This is a genomic window from Pseudomonas quebecensis (assembly GCF_026410085.1).
Classification (GTDB): Bacteria; Pseudomonadota; Gammaproteobacteria; order Pseudomonadales; family Pseudomonadaceae; genus Aquipseudomonas; species Aquipseudomonas quebecensis.
Genome location: NZ_CP112866.1, coordinates 4,007,228 through 4,028,458, shown reverse-complemented (window position 1 = coordinate 4,028,458; position 21,231 = coordinate 4,007,228). Strand labels below are relative to the sequence as shown.

The following is a 21,231-nucleotide window of genomic DNA, read 5'->3' as shown; positions in this document are numbered from 1 at the left end:
GCAGGTATTTCCGATAATCGGCAGTGCCCGGTTTTGCGGCGCGGCTGATGCCGGTTTGCATGCCCGGGCGGTGTGCAGCCCTACGCCGCCGTCTGCCGAATCGGCAACACCACGCGAAAGGTCGTACCTTTGCCCGGTTCGCTGCTCACGGAAATATCACCGTGATGCTTCTTGATAATGCCGTAGGACAGCGACAGCCCCAGCCCCGTGCCTTCCCCCACCGGTTTGGTGGTAAAGAACGGATCGAAGATTTTCTGCACGGTTTCGGGCGCAATGCCGCAGCCGTTGTCGGCGACTTCCAGCCACACGTTATCGCCCTCCACGCCGTTGCTGATGGTGATGGTGCCGCGCTCCGGGCCCATGGCCTGGGCGGCGTTGATAACCAGGTTCATCACCACCTGGTTAAGCTGCGAAGCCAGGCATTCGATTTCCGGCAGCGCGCCGTACTGCTTGATCACGTCGGCCTTGTACTTGAGTTCGCTGGCGACGATGTTCAGCGTGGAGTCGATGCCCTGTTGCAGGTTGGCCCACTGCCAGGTCTGGTCATTGTCCACCCGCGAGAAGTTTTTCAGGTCCTTGACGATCTGCACCACTCGCCCGATGCCTTCCTTGGACTCTCTGATCAGGATGGGAATGTCTTCCTTGAGAAAATCCAGCTCCAGCTCGTCGCGCAGGGCTTTGAGCGGGTCGCGCTGCTCGGCCGACGTGAGGCTGTCTTCGACCTGCCGGTAGGCATCGAGCATCTGTTGCAGCTGGTTGAAGTAACTGTCGAGGGTGCTCAGGTTGGAGGAGATGAACCCCACCGGGTTGTTGATTTCATGGGCGACGCCGGCCGCCAGTTGCCCCAGGGACGCGAGTTTTTCCGACTGCACCAGTTGGCTCTCCAACTGCTTGCGCTCGTCGATTTCCAGTTGCAACGCCTCGCTGGCCTGGGTCAGCGCCACGGTGCGCTGCGCCACCAGTTGTTCCAGGTGGCTGGTTTTCAAGGAGGCGCGCCGGGCCATGTCCCACTTGCTGGACAGGGTATTGGCCATTTGCTGCACTTCGATGTTGTCGAAGGGTTTTTTCAGGATCAGCAAGCGATCATGGCCCTTCAGGCGGTACAGCAGGTCATCCCAGGAATAATCCGAATACGCCGTGCACACCACCACTTGCAGGCCGGGGTCGACTTGCCATAACTCTTCGATGGTCCTGGCACCATCCCAGCCCTGGGGCATGCGCATGTCGACGAACGCCAGGGCGTAGGGGCGTTTTTCCGCCATGGCGACGGTGAGCAGTTGCAGGCCTTCTTCGCCGCCGTACGCCGAATGCAATTCGAAGGCCTGGACCTCGGTTTTGCTGGTGTCGCCGAACAGCGCCGACTCCAGGTCGTCGAGAACCTGGTTGTTCTCGACGGTTGGCATGAGGATCTTGCGGAAATCGTCGTGAATCGACGGCGTGTCATCGATCAACAGGATGCGCCGATTGGGAGGCTGGTTCATGCGGGGCTTCCGGCAGGGGTCATAGGGATCGTCAAGGTAAACACCGCACCCAGGCCAGGCCCGTCGCTGTGGGCGCTGAGCTGGCCATTCATTTCAACGGCGGCCAGCGCACAGCTGTGCAGGCCGAAGCCGTGGCCTTCCTTGCGGGTGGTAAAACCGTGGGTGAAGATCCGCGTCATGTTCTCGGCGGGGATGCCTTCGCCGTCGTCCTTCACGCTGATCTGCAAGATGTTGTCTTCCCGCGCCTGGACTTTCAGGGTTATCTGGCGTGGCCGGTCGCTGAGTTTGGACATGGCGTACTTGGCGTTGCTGATCAGGTTGACCATGATCAGCAGCAGGCGGTGTTTGTCGGCGAGGATTTCCGGTATTTGCGCGTATTCCTTCACCACCGTGACGTGATGGCGGCTCAGCGCACCGGCGTTCATGCGCAGCGCATCTTCCATCAAGGCGCTGATATGCACCGGCTCCAGCAGTGTGGAGGCGCCGGCATAGGATTGCTGGGTAGAGACGATGTCCTTGATGTGGTCCACGCTTTTGCTCAATTGCGCCAGTTCATCGGTCATGGCCTGCTGTTCCGAGGCGATGGCGTCCACCAGTTGGTTGAGGTAGCCGGGCAGCAGCTTGCCTTTCTCATCGTCGGTGAGGAACGTGCCCAGGTCCGCTTTATGCTCATTGATCAACTGCATCGCCTTGCCCAGCCCCAGCGCTTTGCTGCTGCGCAGTTTGCGCGTGACCAGATCGGCGGAGATGTTCACGCTGTTGAGCACGTTGCCCACGTTGTGCAGCACGTTGGTCGCGATTTCGGCCATGCCGGCCTGGCGTGCGCTGTCGAGCAATTCACTCTGCGCATCCTTGAGCTGCTGGGTGCGTCGCTCCACGCGCTGTTCCAGGGTTTCGTTGGCGGCCTGCAATTCGCGGTTGACCCGGTTGATCTCGGCGAAGCTGCGCAACAGGCGCACCGCCAGGTAAAGCAGCATCGCCACCAGCAGGGTCGAGAAGATCAGCAGGTAGCGGTGGTATTGGTGGTCGATGCGGTCAGCCGCCTGCTGATCCTGGTCGAGGTGGGTGGTCAGGTCGTCAAGACGTTCGGCCACGGGCACTTCGGCGATTCGCTCAAGCAGGTTGTTGACCACCGGCTGTTCGCGCAGGATCAGCGCAATGTGATTGCTCAGCAGATCCACCGGGCCCTGGAACTCGCTCGGCAGTTGTTCCTTGTTGGTGGCCAGTTTGCCCAGGCCCACCAGGATATCGGCGGCCCGATCGTCACTGGTGACCTGAGCGAATTCCAGGCTGCTGAGCAGCAGGTCGTAGGTGTCGGTGGCCACGCCTTGCAATTGCAACCGGCCTTCGTCGTCCAGGCGATTGAACTGGGCCTGGATGTCGTCTTCGGCGGTCGGCAGGAATGCCAGGGAGTTGCGCAGCACGGCGTTGTGGGATTTGAACTGGTCCACCAGCCGGGCTTTTTCCTGGACTGCGATCTGGTAGGCGGCTTGCGTGGCTTGCCAACCGCTCAGGTCGCTTGGGTTGTGGTAGGTGTCGCGGCGGTTCAGTTCGGCCCAGATCCGGGTCATTTCCGTGAGCGGTGTGACCAGAGGATCATAATTGTGGGTGATCGCGATCCTGGCCTTGAGCACTTCGCTGTCCCACTGCGCATTGAGTTGTTGCAGCTGGCGGATCAGGTCCCGCGACTGGGTGTAGCTGGCGGTCTGGTCGCGGGCGGCCTTCAGGTACAGAAACACCAGGGTCGAGGCCAGCAGCACGGTCACCAGACCAAGCACGAATTGGGTGAAGCGACGGCGCGACTGAGTCGTCATAGTGGCTTGTCCGCCCATTCACCGGTCAATGTCTTGAGAAACTGCACGATCAAGTCTTTGTCTTCCTGGTTCGGATTACGCCCCAACTGGTACTTGAACATCACGTCGACGGCTTCTTCCAGAGTCTTGGCCGAGGCATCGTGAAAATACGGCGCGGTCACCGCCACGTTGCGCAGGCTGGGCACCTTGAACACATGGCGGTCATCTTCGTCCTGGGTCATCAGGTAGCGGCCCAGGTCGGCCTCGACCGGGTTGCCGCGGGCCTTGAAGTAGTCTCCCATCACGCCGAACTTCTGGAACATGTTGCCGCCGATATTGATGCCTTGGTGGCACGCGATGCAGCCGTAATCCTTGAAGCGCTGGTAGCCGTACTTTTCCTGGAGGGTCAGGATCTCGGTGTTGCCCAGCAGGTATTGGTCAAAGCGTGAATTGGGCGTGAGCAGCGTGCGCTCATAGGTGGCCAGGGCGTTTTGCACATTGGCGGCGGTGACACCGTCGGGGTAGGCCTGGCTGAAGGCGCGTTGGTAGAGCGGCAGGGCAGTGAGGTTCTGCACCACGGTGTTCCAGTCGCTGCCCATTTCCATGGGGCTGATGACCACCTGTTCGATCTGCGCTTGCAGGGTGTCCACCCGGCCGTTCCAGAACTGCTTGAAGTTCAGGCTGGCATTGAACACGGACGGGGTATTGACCTGCACCGGCTTGCCGTCGAACCCCAGGGAAAACGGCTTGTTATCGGCGCCTCCGGTTTCAAGCTGATGGCAACTGGCGCAGGACAGGGTGTTATTGACCGACAGGCGCGGTTCATTGAACAGCCGGCGGCCCAGTTCGACCTTGGCCGGGTCCAGCGCGGGCACCGGCGGCAGCGGTTTGAGCGCCTCGTCCAGCGGCGCGGCCGCCAGCGACTGAGTCAAGCCCGAGCACAACACCAGCATGACGCCGAAACGGTAACGTGAGACTTCGCTCAAGCGAGCACTCCTTGCAGGCACGGCCTATGGGTTGGGCATCAGTGTGGGACTGCCCACTTGCAGCAACTGGGCGAAATCCTTCGGCGGTACGGCCTTGCTGAACAGAAAGCCCTGGCCCTCTTCGCACGCCTGGCTTTTCAGGAACGCGAGCTGTTCGAGGGTTTCCACCCCTTCGGCGATGATGTTCAGCTCCAGGCTCTTGCCCATGCCGATGATAGCGCTGATCAGCTGCGCGTCCTGGCTATTTACGTTCAGCCCGCGCACGAACGACTGGTCGATTTTCAACACGTCGATGGGAAAGCGGCGCAGGTAGCTGAGGCTGGAGTAACCGGTGCCGAAATCGTCCAGCGCCAGGCGCACGCCCAGGGCCTTGATCTTGTGCAGGAGGTCCACGGTGTCATCGACGTTCTGCATTAGTACGCTTTCGGTGATCTCCAGCTCCAGTCGTGCCGGCGGCAGGCCGGTTTGCTTGAGGATCGCGGCCAGGTTGTCGACGAAATCACGCTGGCGGAAGTCGATGGCCGAGACATTCACCGACACGCACAACGGCGGCAGGCCCATGCCGCGCCACGCTTGTGCCTGTTCGCAGGCCTGGCGCAGCACCCATTGGGTCAACGGCACGATCAAACCGCTGTCCTCGGCCACCGGGATGAAATCGACCGGGCTGACCCAGCCCGAACGCGGCTGAAACCAGCGTATCAGCGCCTCTGCACCGACGATGCGCCCGGACTTGAGGTCCAGCTTGGGTTGGTAGTGCAGCACAAATTCATCGCGGTCCAGGGCCTGGCGAATCGCGCTCTCCAGGTTTTGCTGACGCTGGGCGCGCAGGTTCATGTCTTCGGTGTAAAAACTGAAATCGTTCGCGCCGCGTTCCTTGCTGGTGTGCATGGCGGTTTCGGCGTGCTTGATCAATTCCACTGCGTTGCAGCTGTCGTTCGGGTAGAGGCTGATGCCCAGGCTGGCGGTGACGCTCAGGTCATGCCCGGCCACGTGGCGCGTTACACTGATGGCCTTGAGCACCTTGTGCGCGATGTGCTGGGTCTGCTGCGGGTGCTGCACGTCGTGGAGCAGGATCACAAACTCATCGGAGCCGTAGCGGAATACTGAGTCCGACGCGCGCACCGCTGCGACCAGGCTGTGGCTGACCTGTTGGAGCACCTCGTCGCCCACCGGGTAGCCCAGGGCGTTGTTGATACGTTTAAACCGGTCGAGTCCGATAAACATCACCGCCAGCTGTGTGTCGTGCCGCCGGCCAAGGGCAATGGCCTGGGTCAGGCGGTCGCCCAGCAGGGTGCTGTTGGGCAGCTCGGTGAGCGCGTCGTATTGCAGCAGGTGCGAGACTTTCAGCAGTTCCTGCACCCGTTCTTCGATGGTGCGTTCCAGGCTGATCACCTTGAGGGCCACGTCCTGGGCCAGTTGCCACTTCCATGTCAGGGCACTGGCCATCTGGCGGATCTCCAGGTGGTCGAAGGGTTTTTTCAGGATCAGCAATTGGTCGTTGTATTTCAGCCGTGCCTCGATGGCCTCGAAGGAGTAGTCCGAATACGCCGTGCACAGGGCGATCTGCAGGTTGGGGTCGACGTTCCACAGCTGTTCGATGGTTTGCAGGCCGTCCCAGCCGGGCGGCATGCGCATGTCGATAAATGCCAGAGCGTAGGGCGCATTGGCGGCCAGGGCCTGGTTCACCAGTGCCAGCGCTTCCTGGCCCTGGTAGGCGGAATCCAGTACGAAGGCCTGGCGCACAGCGGCGGTGGTGCCGAACAGGGCCTCTTCGAGGCTGTCCAGGGATTGTTCGCTTTCTGCGTCGGCACACAGGATCTTGCGAAAGTCCTCATGGATGGAAGCGGCGTCATCGACGATCAGGATGCGGCGGTTGGCGCGCGCCGAGCCTGCATCCGGTACTTCCAAAGGGCTCGATGACATAACGGTTCCTTCCCTGGTTTCACTTCTGAACGGGGCCGACTACTGTGACAGCATAGTCGAGCTCCCTTGAAATTGATGGCCAGTTGGCGTCAAATCAAGCCCGCGCCTCGGCGAGGGATCATGGCTCGGCACGACGGTTCAATGTAGCTCAATTCGGTTTAATTTGAAGGCGCAGCACGCATGGATGAACAACTGGCGACGAAACCCACGATTTTGCTGGTCGACGATGAAGAGTCGATCCTCAACAGCCTGCGCCGGCTGTTGCGCGGTCAACCGTTCGATGTGGTGCTGGCCGGCAGCGGTGCTCAGGCCCTGGAAATCATGGCCGCCCAACCCATCGACCTGGTAATGAGCGACGCCCGTATGCCGGGCATGGACGGCGCGCAGCTGCTGGCCGAAGTGCATCGCCTGTACCCGGGCACCAGCCGCATCCTGCTCACCGGTTACGCCGACCTGCCGACGATCGTCAAGGCGATCAACGAAGGGCAGATCCACCGCTACATCAGCAAGCCCTGGAACGACGAAGAATTGCAGCTGGTCTTGCGCCAGACCCTGGAGCACCAGCGCCTGGAGCGCCTGACCCAGGTGCAGAACGATCAGCTCAAGCAACTCAACGCCAACCTGGAAAAACGCGTGGCGGCGCGCACCAGCGAGCTGCAGCAGACCGCCGACATGCTCGACCTGGCCTACGACGAACTCAAGCGCAGTTACGTGACCGGTACGGAAGTGTTCTCGCTGCTGGCCAACCTGCGCTTGCCCAAGAATAAGCAAACCAACCGCGCGCTGATTGAACTGGTGCGGGTGTACTGCGCCGCCCAATTTATCGATGAAGCCAGCTCGCGCGACCTGGCGATGGCCGCTGCGCTGTACAACATCGGCAAGCTGAGTTGGAGCGACAGCATGCTGATAGAACCTTCGGACAAGCTGCACAGCACCGACCGCGAGCGCTATCGCAGCTATCCGACCCAAAGCGAATCGCTGCTGATGACCCTGGAGCCGATGAAAGATGCCGCGCGGATCATTCGTCATCACCAGGAGCGCTGGGATGGCAGCGGCTTTCCCGACCATCTCAAGGGCGATGCGATCCCCTTCGGTTCGCGTCTGCTGAAACTGGCGGTGGATTTTATCGAGCTGCAAAAGGGCCTGATCCTGGAGCGGCAGATGAACAGTGATGAAGCGCTGTTGTTCATCCGCAAATACGCCGGGCGCCTGTATGATCCTGAACTGGTCGAGGGCTTTGTGCAGGCCTGCGCCACCTTCCTGAGTGACGTGACCCTGGGCGACCCGACCGTCAAGGTGCTGACCACCCGCGAACTGCAGGACGGTATGATCCTGGCGCGCAACCTCAACGCCGACAACGGCATGTTGCTGCTCAACGCCGGCAAGGTGCTGAACCTGCCGCTGGTGGACAAGCTGATTGCGTTCGAGGCGATGGAGGGTGCCAAGTACAGCGTCTTTATCAAGGAACCGGACGAGGCGTAAGCCTTGTGCGGTGATTTTTACTGATTTGAATTCAAGGCTTTTTATCGTATGTCCACCACTATCCGCATCGCTGCCGCGCTCCTGATCGGCGGCGACGGCCAGACCCTGCTGGTGCGCAAGCGCGGCACCCAGGCCTTCATGCAACCCGGCGGCAAGATCGACGCCGGCGAGCAACCTGCCGAGGCCCTGGCCCGTGAACTGTTCGAGGAATTGAACCTGCGCATCAACCCCGACGCCGCCGTCTACCTGGGCCATTTCTCGGCGCCGGCGGCCAACGAGCCGGGTTTTACCGTGCAAGCCGAGCTGTTCCAGGTCAACATCGATGTGGCGGTGACGCCCGCCGCCGAAATCGAAGAAGTGCGCTGGATCGACCCGGCCGGCGACGGCGGCCTGGTCCTGGCGCCGCTGACGCGTGACCTGATCCTGCCGTTCTATCGCTCGTCCCTGACGGCCTGTGTCGGCTGACTCGCCCCTCAGCGCACCGCACTCACCCCGTCCAACGTAGAAAACGACGTGTCCTTGGCCGTCAGCAGGAAGTCGCGCATATACGGCGCATCCAGCATGTCGGCGCGGATGCCGGCGTACAGCGTGGCGAACAAACCCTTCTCACCCAGGCGCTTGGCCTTCACGTAGCCGCGCGAGCTGTATTCGTGCAGCGCCCAATGGGGCATGCCGCATACGCCACGGCCGCTGGCCACCAGCTGCATCATCATCACCGTCAGCTCCGAGGTGCGGACCTGGGCCGGTTCCACATCGGCCGGCTCCAGGAAGCGCGTGAAAATATCCAGGCGGTCGCGTTCCACCGGGTAGGTGATCAGGGTTTCGCTGAGCAGGTCTTGCGGCACGATGTAGGACTTGTTCGCCAGCGCATGCTGGTTGGCCACGGCCAGCATCGCCTCGTAGGTGAACAACGGCACATAGGTGATGCCCGGCAGCTCCAGCGGGTCGGAAGTCACCACCAGGTCCAGGTCGCCACGGGCCAGGGCCGGCAGCGGTGCGAAGGCAAAGCCCGAGGCCAGGTCCAGCTCGACTTCCGGCCAGGCGTCGCGGAACTGGTCGATGGTCGGCATCAGCCACTGGAAGCAACTGTGGCATTCGATCGCCATGTGCAACCGCCCGGCGGTGCCGCCGGCCAGGCGCGCGATATCGCGCTCGGCGCCGCGCAGCAAGGGCAGGGTGGCATCGGCCAATTGCAACAGGCGCAGGCCGGCGCTGGTGAAGCGCAGCGGCTTGGTCTTGCGCACGAACAGCGGCATGCCCAGGCGTTCCTCCAGCTCCTTGAACTGATGGGACAGCGCCGATTGCGTCAGGTGCAGGCGCTCGGCGGCTTCCACCAGGCTGTCGGCTTCGCGCAAGGCGTGCAGGGTCTTGAGGTGACGGATCTCGAGCACGGGCTCTCCATGAAGATAATTTGTGACGGCGTACAATGGCGTGAGTTTGGCTCATGTTGCAGAACCTGTCGACCGTGACCATCGGGCACTCTTCATCAAACTGTCATCGAACTGTGGCAGCGCGCTTGAACAAACTTCATCAGACTCGCGCTCTACTGGGGTTCTGCGTTTTGGTGTTTTTCATGCGTGTGTTGCTGTTACTGGCCGCCTTCCTGTTCGGCCTGCCGTCTTTTGCGGCCTCTCGTTGCGATATCAATGTCCCGACCCAAACGGTCGACCTGGATCAGGTGAGCCTCGCCTACCAGAGCATCGGTCGCGCGTCCGACCCGGCCTTGCTGCTGGTGATGGGCCTGGGCGGGCAGTTGATCCACTGGCCGGATGAAGTGGTGGTCGCCCTGTGTCAGCAGGGCTTTCGGGTGATCCGCTACGACAACCGCGACGTCGGGCTGTCCACCTGGCGCCAGACCCCGGCCAGCGCCAATCTGACCTTTGAAGTATTGCGCTACAAGCTCGGCCTGCCGGTGGCGGCGCCCTACACCCTGACCGATATGGCCGATGACGCCCTGGGCCTGATGGATGCTTTGCAGATCCAGCAATTTCATGTGTTGGGCGCAAGCATGGGCGGCATGATCGCCCAGCACCTGGCTGCCATGGCGCCGCAGCGGGTCGAGAGCCTGACCCTGGTCATGACCAGCTCCGGCGCCGAAGGGCTGCCGGCGCCGAACGCGGCGTTGGTGCAGTTGTTGTCGCGGCGCAGTGCGCCCAACCGCGAAGTGGCCCTGGAGCAGCAGGCCGACCTGCTCGCGGCGCTGGGCAGCCCGAACATCAAGGACGACCGCCAGGCCCTGCTGCACCAGGCGGCGCTGTCCTACGATCGTGCGTTCAACCCCGAAGGCGTGAAGCGCCAGATCATGGCGATTCTCGCCGAACCCAGCCGCGTGCCGTTGCTCAACCAGCTGCGCGTGCCGACGCTGGTGGTCCACGGCACCGCCGACCCGTTGCTGCCGGTGATGCACGGCGTGCATCTGGCGGCGCATATCCAGGGCAGCCAGTTAAAGCTGATTCCGGGCATGGCCCACCGGTTCCAGGAAGCGTTCAAGGCGCCGCTGCTGATGGCGGTGCTGCCGTACCTGCAAGCCCATCGCGAGGATGCCGCGCACTGGGCACGCATCGAGCCGGTGGCACCTTCGAAGGTGCTGTGACATTGGTGTATGGTGCAACCTTTGTGGCGCATATGGCCTGCGAGGTTGCCTAACATGAGTACCCCCCTGAAAATCGATTTCGTCAGCGATGTGTCCTGCCCCTGGTGCATCATCGGCCTGCGCGGCCTGACCGACGCCCTGGACCAACTGGGCGCCGAGGTACAGGCCGAGATCCACTTCCAGCCGTTCGAACTCAACCCGAACATGCCGGCCGAAGGGCAGAACATCGTCGAACACATCACCGAGAAATACGGCTCCAGCGCCGAAGAGTCCCAGGCCAACCGCGCGCGCATCCGCGATTTGGGCGCGGCGTTGGGCTTTGCCTTTCGCACCGATGGCCGGAGCCGCATCTACAACACCTTCGATGCGCATCGCCTGCTGCATTGGGCCGGCCTTGAAGGCTTGCAGTACAACCTCAAGGAAGCGTTGTTCAAGGCTTACTTCACCGACCAGCAGAACCCCTCCGACCACGCCACCCTGGCGATCATCGCCGAAAGCGTCGGCCTGGATATCCAGCGCGCGGCCGCGATTCTCGCCAGCGACGAATACGCCGCCGACGTGCGCGAGCAGGAGCAGCTGTGGATTTCCCGTGGCGTGAGTTCGGTGCCGACCATCGTGTTCAACGACCAGTACGCCGTGAGCGGTGGCCAGCCGGCCGAAGCCTTTGTGGGGGCGATTCGCCAGATCATCAACGAGGCCAAAAACTAGAACCCCATACCAAAGGTGGGAGGGGCGCTGCGACGATTCGATGGCTGAGTGTCAGTCAGCGCCTGTAGCGCCCCAACCACCTAGCGAGGGCAAGCCCTCTCCCCCAGGGTTTGGCAGTGTGCTTGGGGTAGGTGCTGGCCCGCGCCTTGCATTGACCCCCTAAAGCCTTAGGGGAACACTGCCGTGAATATTCTCGATCTAGACCACAGCCTCACCGCGCAGGCGCCGATTGCCCGGCGGTTGGCCAGCGGGCAGGCGACGCGTATCGATCTGCTGGACCTGGGCCCGAAGCTGCGCCTCTGGTCTACCGAAAAGACCTGGAAACGCTTCGTCGAACGCCTGGCCCGGCGGCCGCGGCCCACGGACGCGCGGCCGGAGATCCTGTTTGTCGGCTCCGGCGATTACCACCACCTCACGCCGGCGTTCCTGGCTGACTTGAAAGAGCCGGTCAGCCTGATCCACTTTGACAATCACCCCGACTGGGTGCGCCTGGCGCCCAAGCGCCACTGCGGGTCATGGGTCAACCGCGCGTTGAAGATGCCGGCGATCAAACGCATTGTCACCCTCGGCCCGTGCAGCGATGACCTGCATAACCCGCAACTGCGCGGCGGCAACCTCGCTGCGCTCAAGCGCGGGCAGTTGCAGCTGTTTCCCTGGCAGCATGCGCCGTCGAAAGTATGGGGGCGGATCGGCGATGGCACCGGGCATCAGCAGCGCGAAGATCACTTGTATTGGCGCAACCTGGCCGAGCTGGATTGGACTGCATTTCTCGAACAGATGATCAGCAGCCTGCCCACCGACGCGGTCTGGATCACAGTGGATAAAGACGTGCTGGCCAGCGAAGACGCAGCCACCAACTGGGACCAGGGCGGCATGCGCCTGACCCACTTGCTGCAGGCCCTGCGCGCCTTGGCCGCACACAAACGCATCATCGGCATCGACGTCTGCGGCGAGTTCGCCACGCCGACGTTCAGCAACGCATTCAAGCGTTGGGAGGCCAAGTCCGACCAGCCTCCCGCCGAGCGCTGGAGCCCTGAGGATCTGCAGCGCAATGCCGCCACCAATGCGGCCCTGATCGACCTGTTCGAGGAATTGTTCCCGTGAGCCTGACCGTGGTGGTGCTGGTGGCGTTTTCCATCGTGCTCGATGTGATCGGCCAGCTGTGTTTCAAGATGGGCCTGGACCGTTTGCCCGAACTGGAGGGCGATTTTCGCCTGAATGCGTTCTGGGGCCAGGTGTTCAATGCGCCGCTGTTGTGGGCGGGAATCGGCGCCTATGTGATCGAGTTTTTCGTCTGGCTCGAAGCCTTGTCCCGCGCGCCGCTGAGCCTGCTGTTTCCGGCGGCGGCGCTGGCGTACTGCGGCGTGGTACTGGCGGGCAAGCTGGTGCTGGGGGAAACCGTCAGCCGCCGGCGCTGGCTGGGCACGTTGGTGATCACATTAGGGGTGATGTTGGTGGCGATTGGAGGAGGGCAGGCATGAGTACGCAAAACGTCAGTGCCGGTTGGCTGCACGAACGCCTGGGCACGGTGGTGTTGTGGGCCTTATTGATCTGCACCGAGAGTGCCGGCCAGCTGTTCACCAAGATCGCCGGCGATCAGTTGGGACAGATGGATTTCAATTGGCAGTGGCTGGTGGAAGTCGCGCATAACCCCGGCATCCTGGCGGCGATTGCCTGCTACATCGGCGCGTTTTTCGTGTGGATGCTGATCCTGCGGCGCAGCAGTTTGTCACTGGCCTTTCCCCTGAGTTCACTGGTGTTCGTGGTGGTGCTGCTGGGGTCGTGGCTGGGGCTGGGGGAACATATCAGCCCGCTGCACTGGGTGGGGGTTGCAGTGATCATCGGTGGCATCGCCCTGCTGGCCGAAGGCGAAGAGAACTGATGGTCGAGGGGCTTGGCCCCCCGATGTTCATGGGTGGGAGGGGCAAGCCCCTCCCACAGTGGATCAATCGAACTTGTAGCTGATCGCCGTTTGCACCTGACCCTGGTTCACATCGCCAGTCTGCTTGACGATGCTGCTGTTCGCCGCCGAACCCACCAGGTGCACCCAGCTGGCGCTGGTCAACAGCGACCAGTGAGGCGCCAGGGGAAATTCAAAGCTCTGGGTCAGCGTTACATTCTGGAAACCGCCGCTGGCGTTATACGGGCGAAAACCGGTGGCGGCGGCCTCGTGGTCGTCCACGCCGAAAAACGTATTGGCTTGGCGCGCGTCGGCAAAATGCGCCACCAGGCCGCTGCTGCCGATGATCCCGCCGCCCAGCGGGTAGCCCAGTTCGCCACCCAGCTTGCCCAATGTGCCGCTCTGGGAGTGGCCGCCGCCGACGGCCTGGCCCAACTGCGCGTAAACCCGCCAGAAGTCAGCCGGTGCGTATTGCACGAAGCCCCCGACCTCGGCCATGTCCGACACGTTGCGCAACCCCTGCAGCGAGCCGTTGGACGTACGCCCCTGCAGGTAATTGATATACGGCCCGGCGCTGAAACCGTGGGTGTCCACCGCGCTCCAGGTCAGGCCGTCGTCGGTGCTCAGGCTGACATTGCCCCAGTCCAGATCCACATAGGGCACGGGCCGCGTTTCGTAGCGGCTGCCGGTCGGGTCGTGGGGCTGATAACTCAGGCCGGCGCCGACTTCACCCCTGATGCCGTCGGCCAACGCGGTATTGGAAACGCCCCACAGGCCAAGCAAACCGGCGAGTGCCGCGCAGGTGATCCTCAACATGGTCACTGTTCCTTGATTGAATACCCGCGCATGAACGCGCAAAGCACGGTGGCCGTGCAAGCACTCATGTTGTTTGTAGCAAGCTACAAAAATTGTAGCTGTCACGACACATATGAGCCCCGCACCCCGAGCAAAGCCCCGGCTGCACGGGGTGATGGCCACTTGGCACAGTCTCTGCTCTACCCCTTGGGCAAGCGCATGCAGCGCGCCCTCTTCAAGGTAAACGCAGATGATTGACTGGCATATCGTGTGTGACTTCGACGGGACCATCACGCCCACCGATGTCATCGACAACGTCCTCCAACGCTTCGCCGGCCCCGAGTGGGAAACCATCGAGCAGCAATGGCTGGACGGGCATATCGGTTCACGCGAATGCCTGAGCCGCCAACTGGCGCTGATCAAGGCCACGCCCAGCGAATTGCTGGCGTACTTCGACAGCGTCGAGATCGACCCGGATTTTCCGGATTTCGTCGATCACGTACTCGGCCTGGGGGCGAGTCTGGAAGTGGTCAGCGACGGCATCGAGCAAGGCATCGCGCGGATTCTGTCGCGCAACTATGTGACCTTGCTGCCGATCCTCGCCAACCGCCTGCGCCAGGTCGACCAGAACAGCTGGCGCATCGATTTTCCCTATTCAAGCGATGCCTGCCGCGCCGCGTCCGGCAACTGCAAGTGCAAATCCACCCCGCGCAACAAGCGGGTGCTGGTGATCGGCGACGGCAAGTCCGACATGTGCGTGGCCTCCACCGCTGACTTCGTGTTCGCCAAGGGCAGCCTTGCCGAGTACTGCGTCGCCAACGCCATCCCCCATGCGCGCTTCGACACCTTTGCCGAAGTGACGGCATTGCTGGCGCGGCTCCCGCAGAGCATTGCCGCCAACACATCCTCCTTTGCTACTGACTCCCAGGAACTCTTCCATCATGTCTGATATCCGCATCGCAACCGCCGAAGACCAGGTGCTTCTGGACAAAGAGGCCAAGTACTGCTCCTACGGCGATACCGTCCATTACATCGAGCCGCCGCGCATTTTCAGCCGCTGTGAAGGTTCCTACGTGTGGGACACCGAAGACCAGGCCTACCTCGACCTGCAAATGTGGTACTCGGCGGTCAACTTCGGCTACGCCAACCCGCGCCTGAACAATGCGCTGAAACAGCAGATCGATACCCTGCCGCAGATCGCCAGCCAGTACCTGCACAAGGGCAAGATCGAGTTGTCGGAAATGATCGCCGTCGACGCCAAGAACAAATTCGGCCTCGACGGCCGCGTGCACTTCAACGTCGGCGGTTCGCAATCGATTGAAGACTCCCTGAAGGTGGTGCGTAACGCCACCAACGGCAAGAGTTTGATGTTCGCCTTCGAAGGCGGCTATCACGGGCGCACCCTCGGCGCCTCGTCGATCACTTCCAGCTATCGCTACCGTCGCCGCTATGGCCACTTCGGCGAGCGTGCGCAGTTCATCCCGTTCCCTTACCACTTCCGCGGCCCCAAGGGCATGACCAAGGAAGAGTATGGCAGCCACTGCGTGCAGCAATTCGCGCGGCTGTTCGAGACCGAATACAACGGCGTGTGGGACCCGAAAGTCGGCCAGAGCGAATACGCCGCGTTCTACGTCGAGCCGATCCAGGGCACCGGCGGTTATGTGATCCCGCCGATGAACTTTTACCGCGAACTCAAGCAGGTACTGGATCAGCACGGCATTCTGCTGGTGTCCGATGAAATCCAGATGGGCTTCTACCGCACCGGCAAGCTGTGGTCGATCGAACACTTCGACGTGCAGCCCGATGTGATTGTGTTCGGCAAGGCGCTGACCAACGGGCTCAACCCCCTGGGCGGCATCTGGGCTCGCGAAGAGTTGATCAACCCGAAGATCTTCCCGCCAGGCTCGACCCACTCCACCTTCGCCTCCAACCCGCTGGGCACGGCGGTGGGTCTGGAAATGTTCAAGATGACCAACGAAGTCGACTACGGCGCGATGGTCATGGCCAAGGGCAAGTTCTTCCTTGAAGGTTTGCAGGATTTGCAGAAGCGTTTCCCGATCATCGGCGACGTGGACGGCCTGGGCCTGGCCCTGCGCTGCGAAATCTGCGGTCCGGATGGCTTCACCCCGGACAAGGCGACCCTGGACTACATGGTCGAGGAAGGCATGAAGGGCGATATGGTGGTCGACGGGCAGAAACTCGGCCTGATCCTCGACGTGGGCGGTTACTACAAAAACGTGATCACCCTGGCGCCGTCCTTGGAAATCAGCTACCCGGAAATCGAACTGGGCCTCAAGCTGCTGGAACAACTGCTGGTACGGGCGACCAAGCGGTGAACGGTCACGGGTTCGACCTCGGTGAAGGTGATGCCGGTTTCGTGCTCGGCAACGGTCCGGTCGGGGTCCTGTTGATCCACGGCCTGACCGGCACCCCGAATGAATTGCGCCAGGTCGCCAAGGGCCTGGCCAGGGACGGTACGTGCACGGTGTACGTGCCGACCCTGGCCGGACACTGCGGCGGCAACAGCGACTTGCAGGCCACCGGCTGGCGCGACTGGTACGAAGGCGTGCGCAAGACCTTCGTGCAGGTGCGCCAGCGGCATGGGCAAGTGTTCGTCGGTGGCTTGTCCATGGGCGCGGTGATGTCGATGTACCTGGCTTCGGAGCATCCGGGCCAGGTCGCCGGGCTGCTGATGTATTCCACCACCCTTAAGTACGATGGCTGGAGCATCAGCAAAATGGCGTTCATCACGCCGTTGCTGATCCGCATCCCGTTCGGCGTGCGCCTGTTCCGGTTTACTGAAAAGCCGCCCTACGGCATCAAGAACCAACGGTTACGGGCAATCGTCGAGCGGCAGATGAAGGAGGGTGAAAGCAGCGAGGCGGGGTTATTGACCATGGAAGGGGTGACGGTGCGCGAGTTGCACTGGATGAACGCCGTGGTGAAGAAACGCATGCCGTCGATCAACGTCCCGGCGCTCGTGCTGCATTCGATCGAAGACGACATCACCAGCCGCTGGAACGCCGACTACGTCGAGCGCTACCTGGGCGGACCGGTGACCAAGATCCTGCTGGACGACTGCTACCACATGATCACCGTCGACCTGCAATACCGGCGTGTGATCGAACTGAGCGCCGCTTTTATCCGCGAACGGGCGACCGACGATGTGTTGGCGTGTTGTGGTTAACGCGACGGATGTGCTGAGCGGGCTCTGTGGCAAGCCTGCTCACCACTCGAACTGACCCAACCAGATCCTCAGCCAAAAAAGGGGAACACGTGATCACCACCCAAGCCTTTGCAACCATCCGGGCTCTGCAGCGCATTGCCTGGAACGATTGTTTTCCCGGTGCGCTTGAAGATTGGGACTATTACGTCGCCGTGGAAAACGCCGCCGTCGAGGATTTTCAATGGCGCTACCTGGCCGTGTACGACAATGGAACGCTGGTGGCCGTGGCGCCGGCCTTTATTACCCATTACCGTCTCGACACCACCGTGTCCGGCGTCGGCAAGCGCTTGACCACTCGCCTGCAACGCCTGTGGCCGGGGGCGTTGCAGCTGGGGTTGTATGCCTTGGGCTCGCCGCTGGCCGAGCGCTGCGACGTCGGGTTTGCCAGCGAGGTACCGCAGGTGCGCCGCCCGCTGGTGCTCACGCATCTGCTGCAGGCCGCCCGACAGGACGCCGATGACCTCGGCATCGGCCTGCTGGCGGTCAAGGATGCCCCCAGCCACGACCCGCACTGGCGCGAAAGCTGCCGCGCCGCCGGTTTCCAGAGTATGCCGAGCCTGCCTACTGGCGTGCTGCCGCTGCCCTATGGCTCGGTGGACGCCTACCTCGGTTCGCTGGGCAAGTCCACGCGCAAGGACCTGCGCCGCAAGCTGCGCGCGCCGGGGCCGCGTGTCGAGTGGCGGGACAATATCGATGATGTGCTGCCCGAGGTCATGAGGCTGTACGAAGCCACGCTTACCCGCGCCGAGTTGCAGTTCGAGCGCCTGCCCGCCAGCTACTTCACCGGCGTGCTCGAACGCCTCGAAGGCCGCGCGGTGTGTGTTCTGTACTGGGTGGATGAGCAACTGGTAGCGTTCAACCTCATGCTCAGGGACGAACATCGGCTGGTGGACAAGTTCTTCGGGCATGACGTCGCCTTCACCCGCGACCACAACCTGTACTTTCGCAGTTGGCTGACCAATGTCGACTACTGTATTCAACACAAAATTGCAGCGTACGAGTGCGGGCAGGCCGGCTATGCCAGTAAGCTGCGCCTGGGCTGCAAGTTCCAGGGCAACCAGGTGTTCTTCCGGCACCGTAACCGCCTGGTCAACGGTCTGCTCGCGCTGGTAAAACTGTTTATCCGACCGGATCGTTCCGACCCTGCCATGGCTGCTGCAATAAGCGAATCCCGATGATCACCAAGACCCGCCAGAAAGCCCGTCCGTTTGCCATTTCGCGCTGGAGTGTCCAGCGCAAGCTGGTGCTGGCGTTCTGGTTGGTCAGTGTGATCCCCACCATGATCGCGGCGGAGCTGGCCGCCACCACGCTGTCGGAGATTTTCGACAGCAACGTGCGCATCTGGCTGCAGGAGTCGACCAAGATCGTCAAGGACGAGATCGGCGATATCCTTCACGACAACGCGCGCATGGCCAAGCTGTTCCTGCGCTACACCAGCCCGCCCGCGAGCAGACAGGCGGCCAAGCACGACCGGCTGACGGCGGACATTGCCGATGCCACCGACATCGATGTGGTCGCGCTGATTCGCGTCAGTGACAACAAACCGGTGTTCAGCACTGCCGCCGACGACATCGTCAAACAGATCAGCCTGGCCAGGAACACCGTCTTGCAGACCGTGCAGGTGGGCGGCGTGTCCACCGGCATCGTGGTCTCGACCTTCGAGACCACCCAGGACGGCGTGGATTACGTGCTGCTGGTCGGCACCTACCTGGACAGCAGCTTCCTCACCAGCGTGGCCGATGTGCATTCCCTCGACCTGCGGCTGTACCTGGCCAACCCGGAAGGGTTCTCGGAGATTTTCTCGACCCAGCGTTTCGAGGATCACCCCTCGCGGATCCCCAAGGATGTCGAGGCGGCGATGCGCAGCACGCGCCAACCCAGCGAGCAGTTCACCCATAACTACAGCGGGCTGTACTGGCCGATCTTCAACGATGCCGGCGAGTTGCAAGGCGTGATTTTCAGCGGGTTGCTGCGCCACACCAGCCTGGTGGGGCTGGTCAACCAGAGCAACCTGTTCGTGCTGATCTTCCTGCTCAGCTCGGCGCTGTCACTGGCCGCCGGGGTGCTGGTGTCGCGGCGCCTGACCCGGCCGCTGCGGGATCTGTCCCAGGGCGTGAGCGCGGTGATCTCCGGCGATTACGCACACCGCGTCGAGGTCAGCGGCGGCGATGAACTGGCGCAGTTGAGCAGCACCTTCAATCACATGACCGAGCGCCTGGGCGAATTGCACCAGCTCGAAGCCCAGTTGCGTCGCCGCGACCGCCTGCACGCGCTGGGCGAAGTCGCCATGGGCCTGGCTCACGAGATCCGCAACCCATTGGGCATCATCAAGACCGCCACCCAGTTGCTGCACCGTCGCGCCGACCTGCCGGCCGCCGACAAGCGCCACCTTGAATACGTGATCAGCGAAGTCAGCCGCATCAATGACCTGATCACCGAATTCCTCGACTTCGCCAAGCCCAACCCGCCGCTGCGCGTGGTGCAGCCGGCGCGGGCGCTGGTGGAGGAGATCCTCGGCTTCTGCGCGCCGGAGCTGGCCACCCATAACATCGATGCGCAGATCGACGACCAGGCGCCGGGCGCGACGCTGTATGCCGACGCCCGGCAACTCAAGCAGGCCTGCCTCAACCTGATTATCAACGCCATCGACGCCATGCCCGACGGCGGGCGTTTGACCCTGGGCATCCGCAGCGTCGGCGAGAATACGGTCATCAGCATTGCCGACAGCGGCCAAGGCATTCCTGCCGAGATGATCGAGCGTATCTTTACGCCGTTCGTCACCACCAAGGCCTCCGGCACCGGGCTGGGCCTGGCCAAGGTCTATTCGATCATGGAAAGTCACGACGCCAGCATTGAATGCACAAGTGAGAAAGAGGCCGGCGCCACGTTCAGCCTGTACATTCCGGCGCGGGGCGAAGACGAGGAGGACAGTCATGACGCATAACGTATTGGTGGTCGACGACGAGCCCAAACTCTGTGATTTGCTCTCGTCGGCCCTGGGCCAGAATGGCATCCAGGTGTTTACCGCCGGCAACGGCCTGCACGCGCTCAAGGTGCTGGAGCAGGAAGACATCGACCTGGTGATCAGCGACTGGCGCATGCCGGGCATGGACGGGCCGGCACTGCTGGCGGAAATCAAGACGCGCTATCCCCAGGTGCCGGTGATCGTGATGACCGCCTACAGCACGGTAAAAAACGCCGTGCAGTCGATGCGCAACGGCGCTTATGACTACATCGCCAAGCCGTTCGATATCGACGAGCTGGACATCACCGTGGCCAAGGCTCTGCAATTTCGCGACATCCTGCGCGACAACGCACGCCTGCGCGCCGAGCTGGACGAACACGCGCAGTTCGATAGCCTGGTGGGCGATAGCCCGGCGTTTCGCAAGGTGCTGCAGGCGGTGGATTCCGTGCGTGACAGCAGCGCCACCATCCTGCTGACGGGCGAGAGCGGCACCGGCAAGGAAATGGTGGCCCGCGCCATCCACAAGCACGGTAGCCGTGCCGACCAACCCTTCGTGGCGGTCAACTGCGCGGCGATTCCCGAAGGCCTGCTGGAGAGCGAGATGTTCGGGCATCGCAAGGGCGCGTTCACCGGCGCGGTGTCGGACCGGGTCGGGCGCTTCCAGCAGGCGGACAAGGGCACGCTGTTTCTGGATGAAGTGGGCGATATGCCCCTGGCGTTGCAGGCTAAGATCCTGCGCGCCTTGCAGGAGCGGGTGATCGAGCCGGTGGGTGACCCGCGCGAGCGCAAGGTGGACGTGCGCGTAATCGCCGCCACCAATAAAAACCTGCTGGAGGCGGTGGCCAGCAAGGAGTTTCGCGAAGACCTGTATTACCGCCTCAATGTGTTCCCGATCCCGCTGCCGGCCCTGCGCGAGCGGGTGGAAGACATCGCACCCCTGGCCCGGCATTTCGCCCAGACCCTGAGCGCCACGGCGGGCAAGCGGATCACCGGCTTCAGCCCTGAGGCGTTGCAGGCCATGGCGGCTTATCACTGGCCGGGCAATATCCGTGAACTGCAGAACTGCGTGGAGCGCGCGACCATTGTGGCCGCCACGCCGGTGATCGAAGACATTGATTTGCCGGGTTATCTGTTTGCGTCCAAGCCGAGCGAGGGCGGCGTGACGACGATTCTCAGCGACGGACCGGGCATTCCCCAGGACCTGGATGCGGCGCTGGCCGAGGTCGAGAAAGCCTACATCCTTGCGGCGTTGCAGGAGAGCAACGGCGTGCAGGCCGCGGCGGCGGCCAAGATCGGGATTTCCGAGAGAAGCTTCTGGTATCGGCTGAAGAAGCTGGGCATCCAGGTCGACAAGATCGTCCGTTGACTCAACCAGGATA

At 62.4% G+C, this 21,231-nt stretch carries 19 protein-coding genes; 13 read left to right on the top strand and 6 right to left on the bottom strand.

All coding sequences use genetic code 11. The features are described from left to right. Positions 1-80: 80 nt before the first annotated feature. From OSC50_RS18795 to OSC50_RS18780, 4 genes are read right to left on the bottom strand one after another with little or no spacing between them, the layout of a single operon-like run. A complete protein-coding gene (locus OSC50_RS18795; RefSeq protein WP_266248114.1) occupies positions 81-1,481 on the bottom strand; it encodes an ATP-binding protein in 1,401 nt (466 codons plus the stop codon). Continuing rightward, positions 1,478-3,295, bottom strand: coding sequence for a DAHL domain-containing protein (locus OSC50_RS18790; protein WP_181080504.1), 1,818 nt, complete (start codon positions 3,293-3,295; stop codon positions 1,478-1,480). Before OSC50_RS18790 ends, OSC50_RS18795 begins: the two co-directional genes overlap by 4 nt. After that, positions 3,292-4,227: a cytochrome-c peroxidase gene (locus tag OSC50_RS18785; protein ID WP_414704493.1), complete on the bottom strand. Its 936-nt coding sequence runs from the start codon at positions 4,225-4,227 to the stop codon at positions 3,292-3,294. Before OSC50_RS18785 ends, OSC50_RS18790 begins: the two co-directional genes overlap by 4 nt. 57 nt (positions 4,228-4,284) lie before the next feature. Continuing rightward, positions 4,285-6,183, bottom strand: a complete 1,899-nt coding sequence (locus OSC50_RS18780) for a putative bifunctional diguanylate cyclase/phosphodiesterase (RefSeq protein WP_266248118.1) — start codon at positions 6,181-6,183, stop codon at positions 4,285-4,287. Positions 6,184-6,363: 180 nt separating this feature from the next. Between OSC50_RS18780 and nosR the strand changes: the two genes are divergently transcribed. Both nosR and OSC50_RS18770 read left to right on the top strand, forming a co-directional pair. Further along, positions 6,364-7,665 carry a response regulator c-di-GMP phosphodiesterase, NosR family gene (gene nosR / locus OSC50_RS18775; RefSeq protein WP_181080507.1) on the top strand — a complete coding sequence of 434 codons (1,302 nt, stop codon included), beginning with the start codon at positions 6,364-6,366 and terminating at the stop codon, positions 7,663-7,665. A 48-nt stretch (positions 7,666-7,713) separates the two neighbouring features. Then, positions 7,714-8,130: an NUDIX hydrolase gene (locus tag OSC50_RS18770; protein WP_253510712.1), complete on the top strand. Its 417-nt coding sequence runs from the start codon at positions 7,714-7,716 to the stop codon at positions 8,128-8,130. 8 nt (positions 8,131-8,138) lie between these two features. Here the strand turns inward: OSC50_RS18770 and metR are convergent, their stop codons facing one another. Beyond that, positions 8,139-9,056 carry a transcriptional regulator MetR gene (metR, locus tag OSC50_RS18765; RefSeq protein WP_056858838.1) on the bottom strand — a complete coding sequence of 306 codons (918 nt, stop codon included), beginning with the start codon at positions 9,054-9,056 and terminating at the stop codon, positions 8,139-8,141. A gap of 182 nt (positions 9,057-9,238) precedes the next feature. On the opposite strand from metR, the gene OSC50_RS18760 reads away from it, so the two are divergent. The 5 genes from OSC50_RS18760 (at position 9,239) to OSC50_RS18740 (ending at position 12,848) form a co-directional block, all read left to right on the top strand. Beyond that, on the top strand, positions 9,239-10,258 hold the full coding sequence (locus tag OSC50_RS18760; protein WP_181080509.1) for an alpha/beta fold hydrolase: 1,020 nt from the start codon (positions 9,239-9,241) through the stop codon (positions 10,256-10,258). 54 nt (positions 10,259-10,312) lie between these two features. Next, the gene (locus OSC50_RS18755) at positions 10,313-10,966 is read left to right on the top strand and encodes a DsbA family oxidoreductase (RefSeq protein ID WP_266248124.1); all 654 of its coding nucleotides are present in this window, start codon (positions 10,313-10,315) and stop codon (positions 10,964-10,966) included. Between the two features lie 183 nt (positions 10,967-11,149). Further along, entirely contained in the window at positions 11,150-12,070 is a 921-nt protein-coding gene (locus OSC50_RS18750) for an arginase family protein (protein ID WP_266248126.1), read from the top strand. Continuing rightward, positions 12,067-12,447 carry a DMT family transporter gene (locus OSC50_RS18745; protein WP_181080512.1) on the top strand — a complete coding sequence of 127 codons (381 nt, stop codon included), beginning with the start codon at positions 12,067-12,069 and terminating at the stop codon, positions 12,445-12,447. Before OSC50_RS18750 ends, OSC50_RS18745 begins: the two co-directional genes overlap by 4 nt. Then, positions 12,444-12,848 (top strand): DMT family transporter, encoded by a 405-nt coding sequence (locus OSC50_RS18740; protein ID WP_266248129.1) that lies wholly within the window; start codon positions 12,444-12,446, stop codon positions 12,846-12,848. Before OSC50_RS18745 ends, OSC50_RS18740 begins: the two co-directional genes overlap by 4 nt. Before the next feature lie 63 nt (positions 12,849-12,911). On the opposite strand, the gene OSC50_RS18735 is transcribed toward OSC50_RS18740, so the two are convergent. Then, positions 12,912-13,682, bottom strand: coding sequence for a MipA/OmpV family protein (locus OSC50_RS18735; RefSeq protein ID WP_253510718.1), 771 nt, complete (start codon positions 13,680-13,682; stop codon positions 12,912-12,914). A gap of 229 nt (positions 13,683-13,911) precedes the next feature. On the opposite strand from OSC50_RS18735, the gene OSC50_RS18730 reads away from it, so the two are divergent. The 6 genes from OSC50_RS18730 (at position 13,912) to OSC50_RS18705 (ending at position 21,218) form a co-directional block, all read left to right on the top strand. Beyond that, positions 13,912-14,610 (top strand): MtnX-like HAD-IB family phosphatase, encoded by a 699-nt coding sequence (locus OSC50_RS18730; protein ID WP_253510722.1) that lies wholly within the window; start codon positions 13,912-13,914, stop codon positions 14,608-14,610. Beyond that, positions 14,603-15,997, top strand: coding sequence for an aspartate aminotransferase family protein (locus OSC50_RS18725; protein WP_181080516.1), 1,395 nt, complete (start codon positions 14,603-14,605; stop codon positions 15,995-15,997). Before OSC50_RS18730 ends, OSC50_RS18725 begins: the two co-directional genes overlap by 8 nt. Continuing rightward, positions 15,994-16,848: an alpha/beta hydrolase gene (locus OSC50_RS18720; RefSeq protein WP_266248132.1), complete on the top strand. Its 855-nt coding sequence runs from the start codon at positions 15,994-15,996 to the stop codon at positions 16,846-16,848. Before OSC50_RS18725 ends, OSC50_RS18720 begins: the two co-directional genes overlap by 4 nt. A gap of 89 nt (positions 16,849-16,937) precedes the next feature. Continuing rightward, on the top strand, positions 16,938-18,065 hold the full coding sequence (locus tag OSC50_RS18715) for a GNAT family N-acetyltransferase (protein WP_266248134.1): 1,128 nt from the start codon (positions 16,938-16,940) through the stop codon (positions 18,063-18,065). Continuing rightward, positions 18,062-19,831, top strand: a complete 1,770-nt coding sequence (locus OSC50_RS18710) for a sensor histidine kinase (RefSeq protein WP_266248136.1) — start codon at positions 18,062-18,064, stop codon at positions 19,829-19,831. Before OSC50_RS18715 ends, OSC50_RS18710 begins: the two co-directional genes overlap by 4 nt. Continuing rightward, positions 19,821-21,218, top strand: a complete 1,398-nt coding sequence (locus OSC50_RS18705) for a sigma-54-dependent transcriptional regulator (protein WP_266248138.1) — start codon at positions 19,821-19,823, stop codon at positions 21,216-21,218. Before OSC50_RS18710 ends, OSC50_RS18705 begins: the two co-directional genes overlap by 11 nt. The last annotated feature ends 13 nt before the right edge of the window (positions 21,219-21,231 follow it).

Excerpts from the sequence above, each read along its gene's own strand:
- OSC50_RS18740 (WP_266248129.1), top strand. The coding sequence starts at position 12,444 with ATGAGTACGCAAAACGTCAGTGCCGGTTGGCTGCACGAACGCCTGGGC.
- OSC50_RS18785 (WP_414704493.1), bottom strand. The coding sequence starts at position 4,227 with ATGCTGGTGTTGTGCTCGGGCTTGACTCAGTCGCTGGCGGCCGCGCCG.
- OSC50_RS18770 (WP_253510712.1), top strand. The coding sequence starts at position 7,714 with ATGTCCACCACTATCCGCATCGCTGCCGCGCTCCTGATCGGCGGCGAC.
- OSC50_RS18730 (WP_253510722.1), top strand. The coding sequence starts at position 13,912 with ATGATTGACTGGCATATCGTGTGTGACTTCGACGGGACCATCACGCCC.
- OSC50_RS18795 (WP_266248114.1), bottom strand. The coding sequence starts at position 1,481 with ATGAACCAGCCTCCCAATCGGCGCATCCTGTTGATCGATGACACGCCG.
- OSC50_RS18710 (WP_266248136.1), top strand. The coding sequence starts at position 18,062 with ATGATCACCAAGACCCGCCAGAAAGCCCGTCCGTTTGCCATTTCGCGC.
- OSC50_RS18760 (WP_181080509.1), top strand. The coding sequence starts at position 9,239 with ATGCGTGTGTTGCTGTTACTGGCCGCCTTCCTGTTCGGCCTGCCGTCT.
- OSC50_RS18780 (WP_266248118.1), bottom strand. The coding sequence starts at position 6,183 with ATGTCATCGAGCCCTTTGGAAGTACCGGATGCAGGCTCGGCGCGCGCC.
- OSC50_RS18790 (WP_181080504.1), bottom strand. The coding sequence starts at position 3,295 with ATGACGACTCAGTCGCGCCGTCGCTTCACCCAATTCGTGCTTGGTCTG.
- nosR (WP_181080507.1), top strand. The coding sequence starts at position 6,364 with ATGGATGAACAACTGGCGACGAAACCCACGATTTTGCTGGTCGACGAT.
- OSC50_RS18755 (WP_266248124.1), top strand. The coding sequence starts at position 10,313 with ATGAGTACCCCCCTGAAAATCGATTTCGTCAGCGATGTGTCCTGCCCC.
- OSC50_RS18725 (WP_181080516.1), top strand. The coding sequence starts at position 14,603 with ATGTCTGATATCCGCATCGCAACCGCCGAAGACCAGGTGCTTCTGGAC.
- OSC50_RS18705 (WP_266248138.1), top strand. The coding sequence starts at position 19,821 with ATGACGCATAACGTATTGGTGGTCGACGACGAGCCCAAACTCTGTGAT.
- OSC50_RS18735 (WP_253510718.1), bottom strand. The coding sequence starts at position 13,682 with ATGTTGAGGATCACCTGCGCGGCACTCGCCGGTTTGCTTGGCCTGTGG.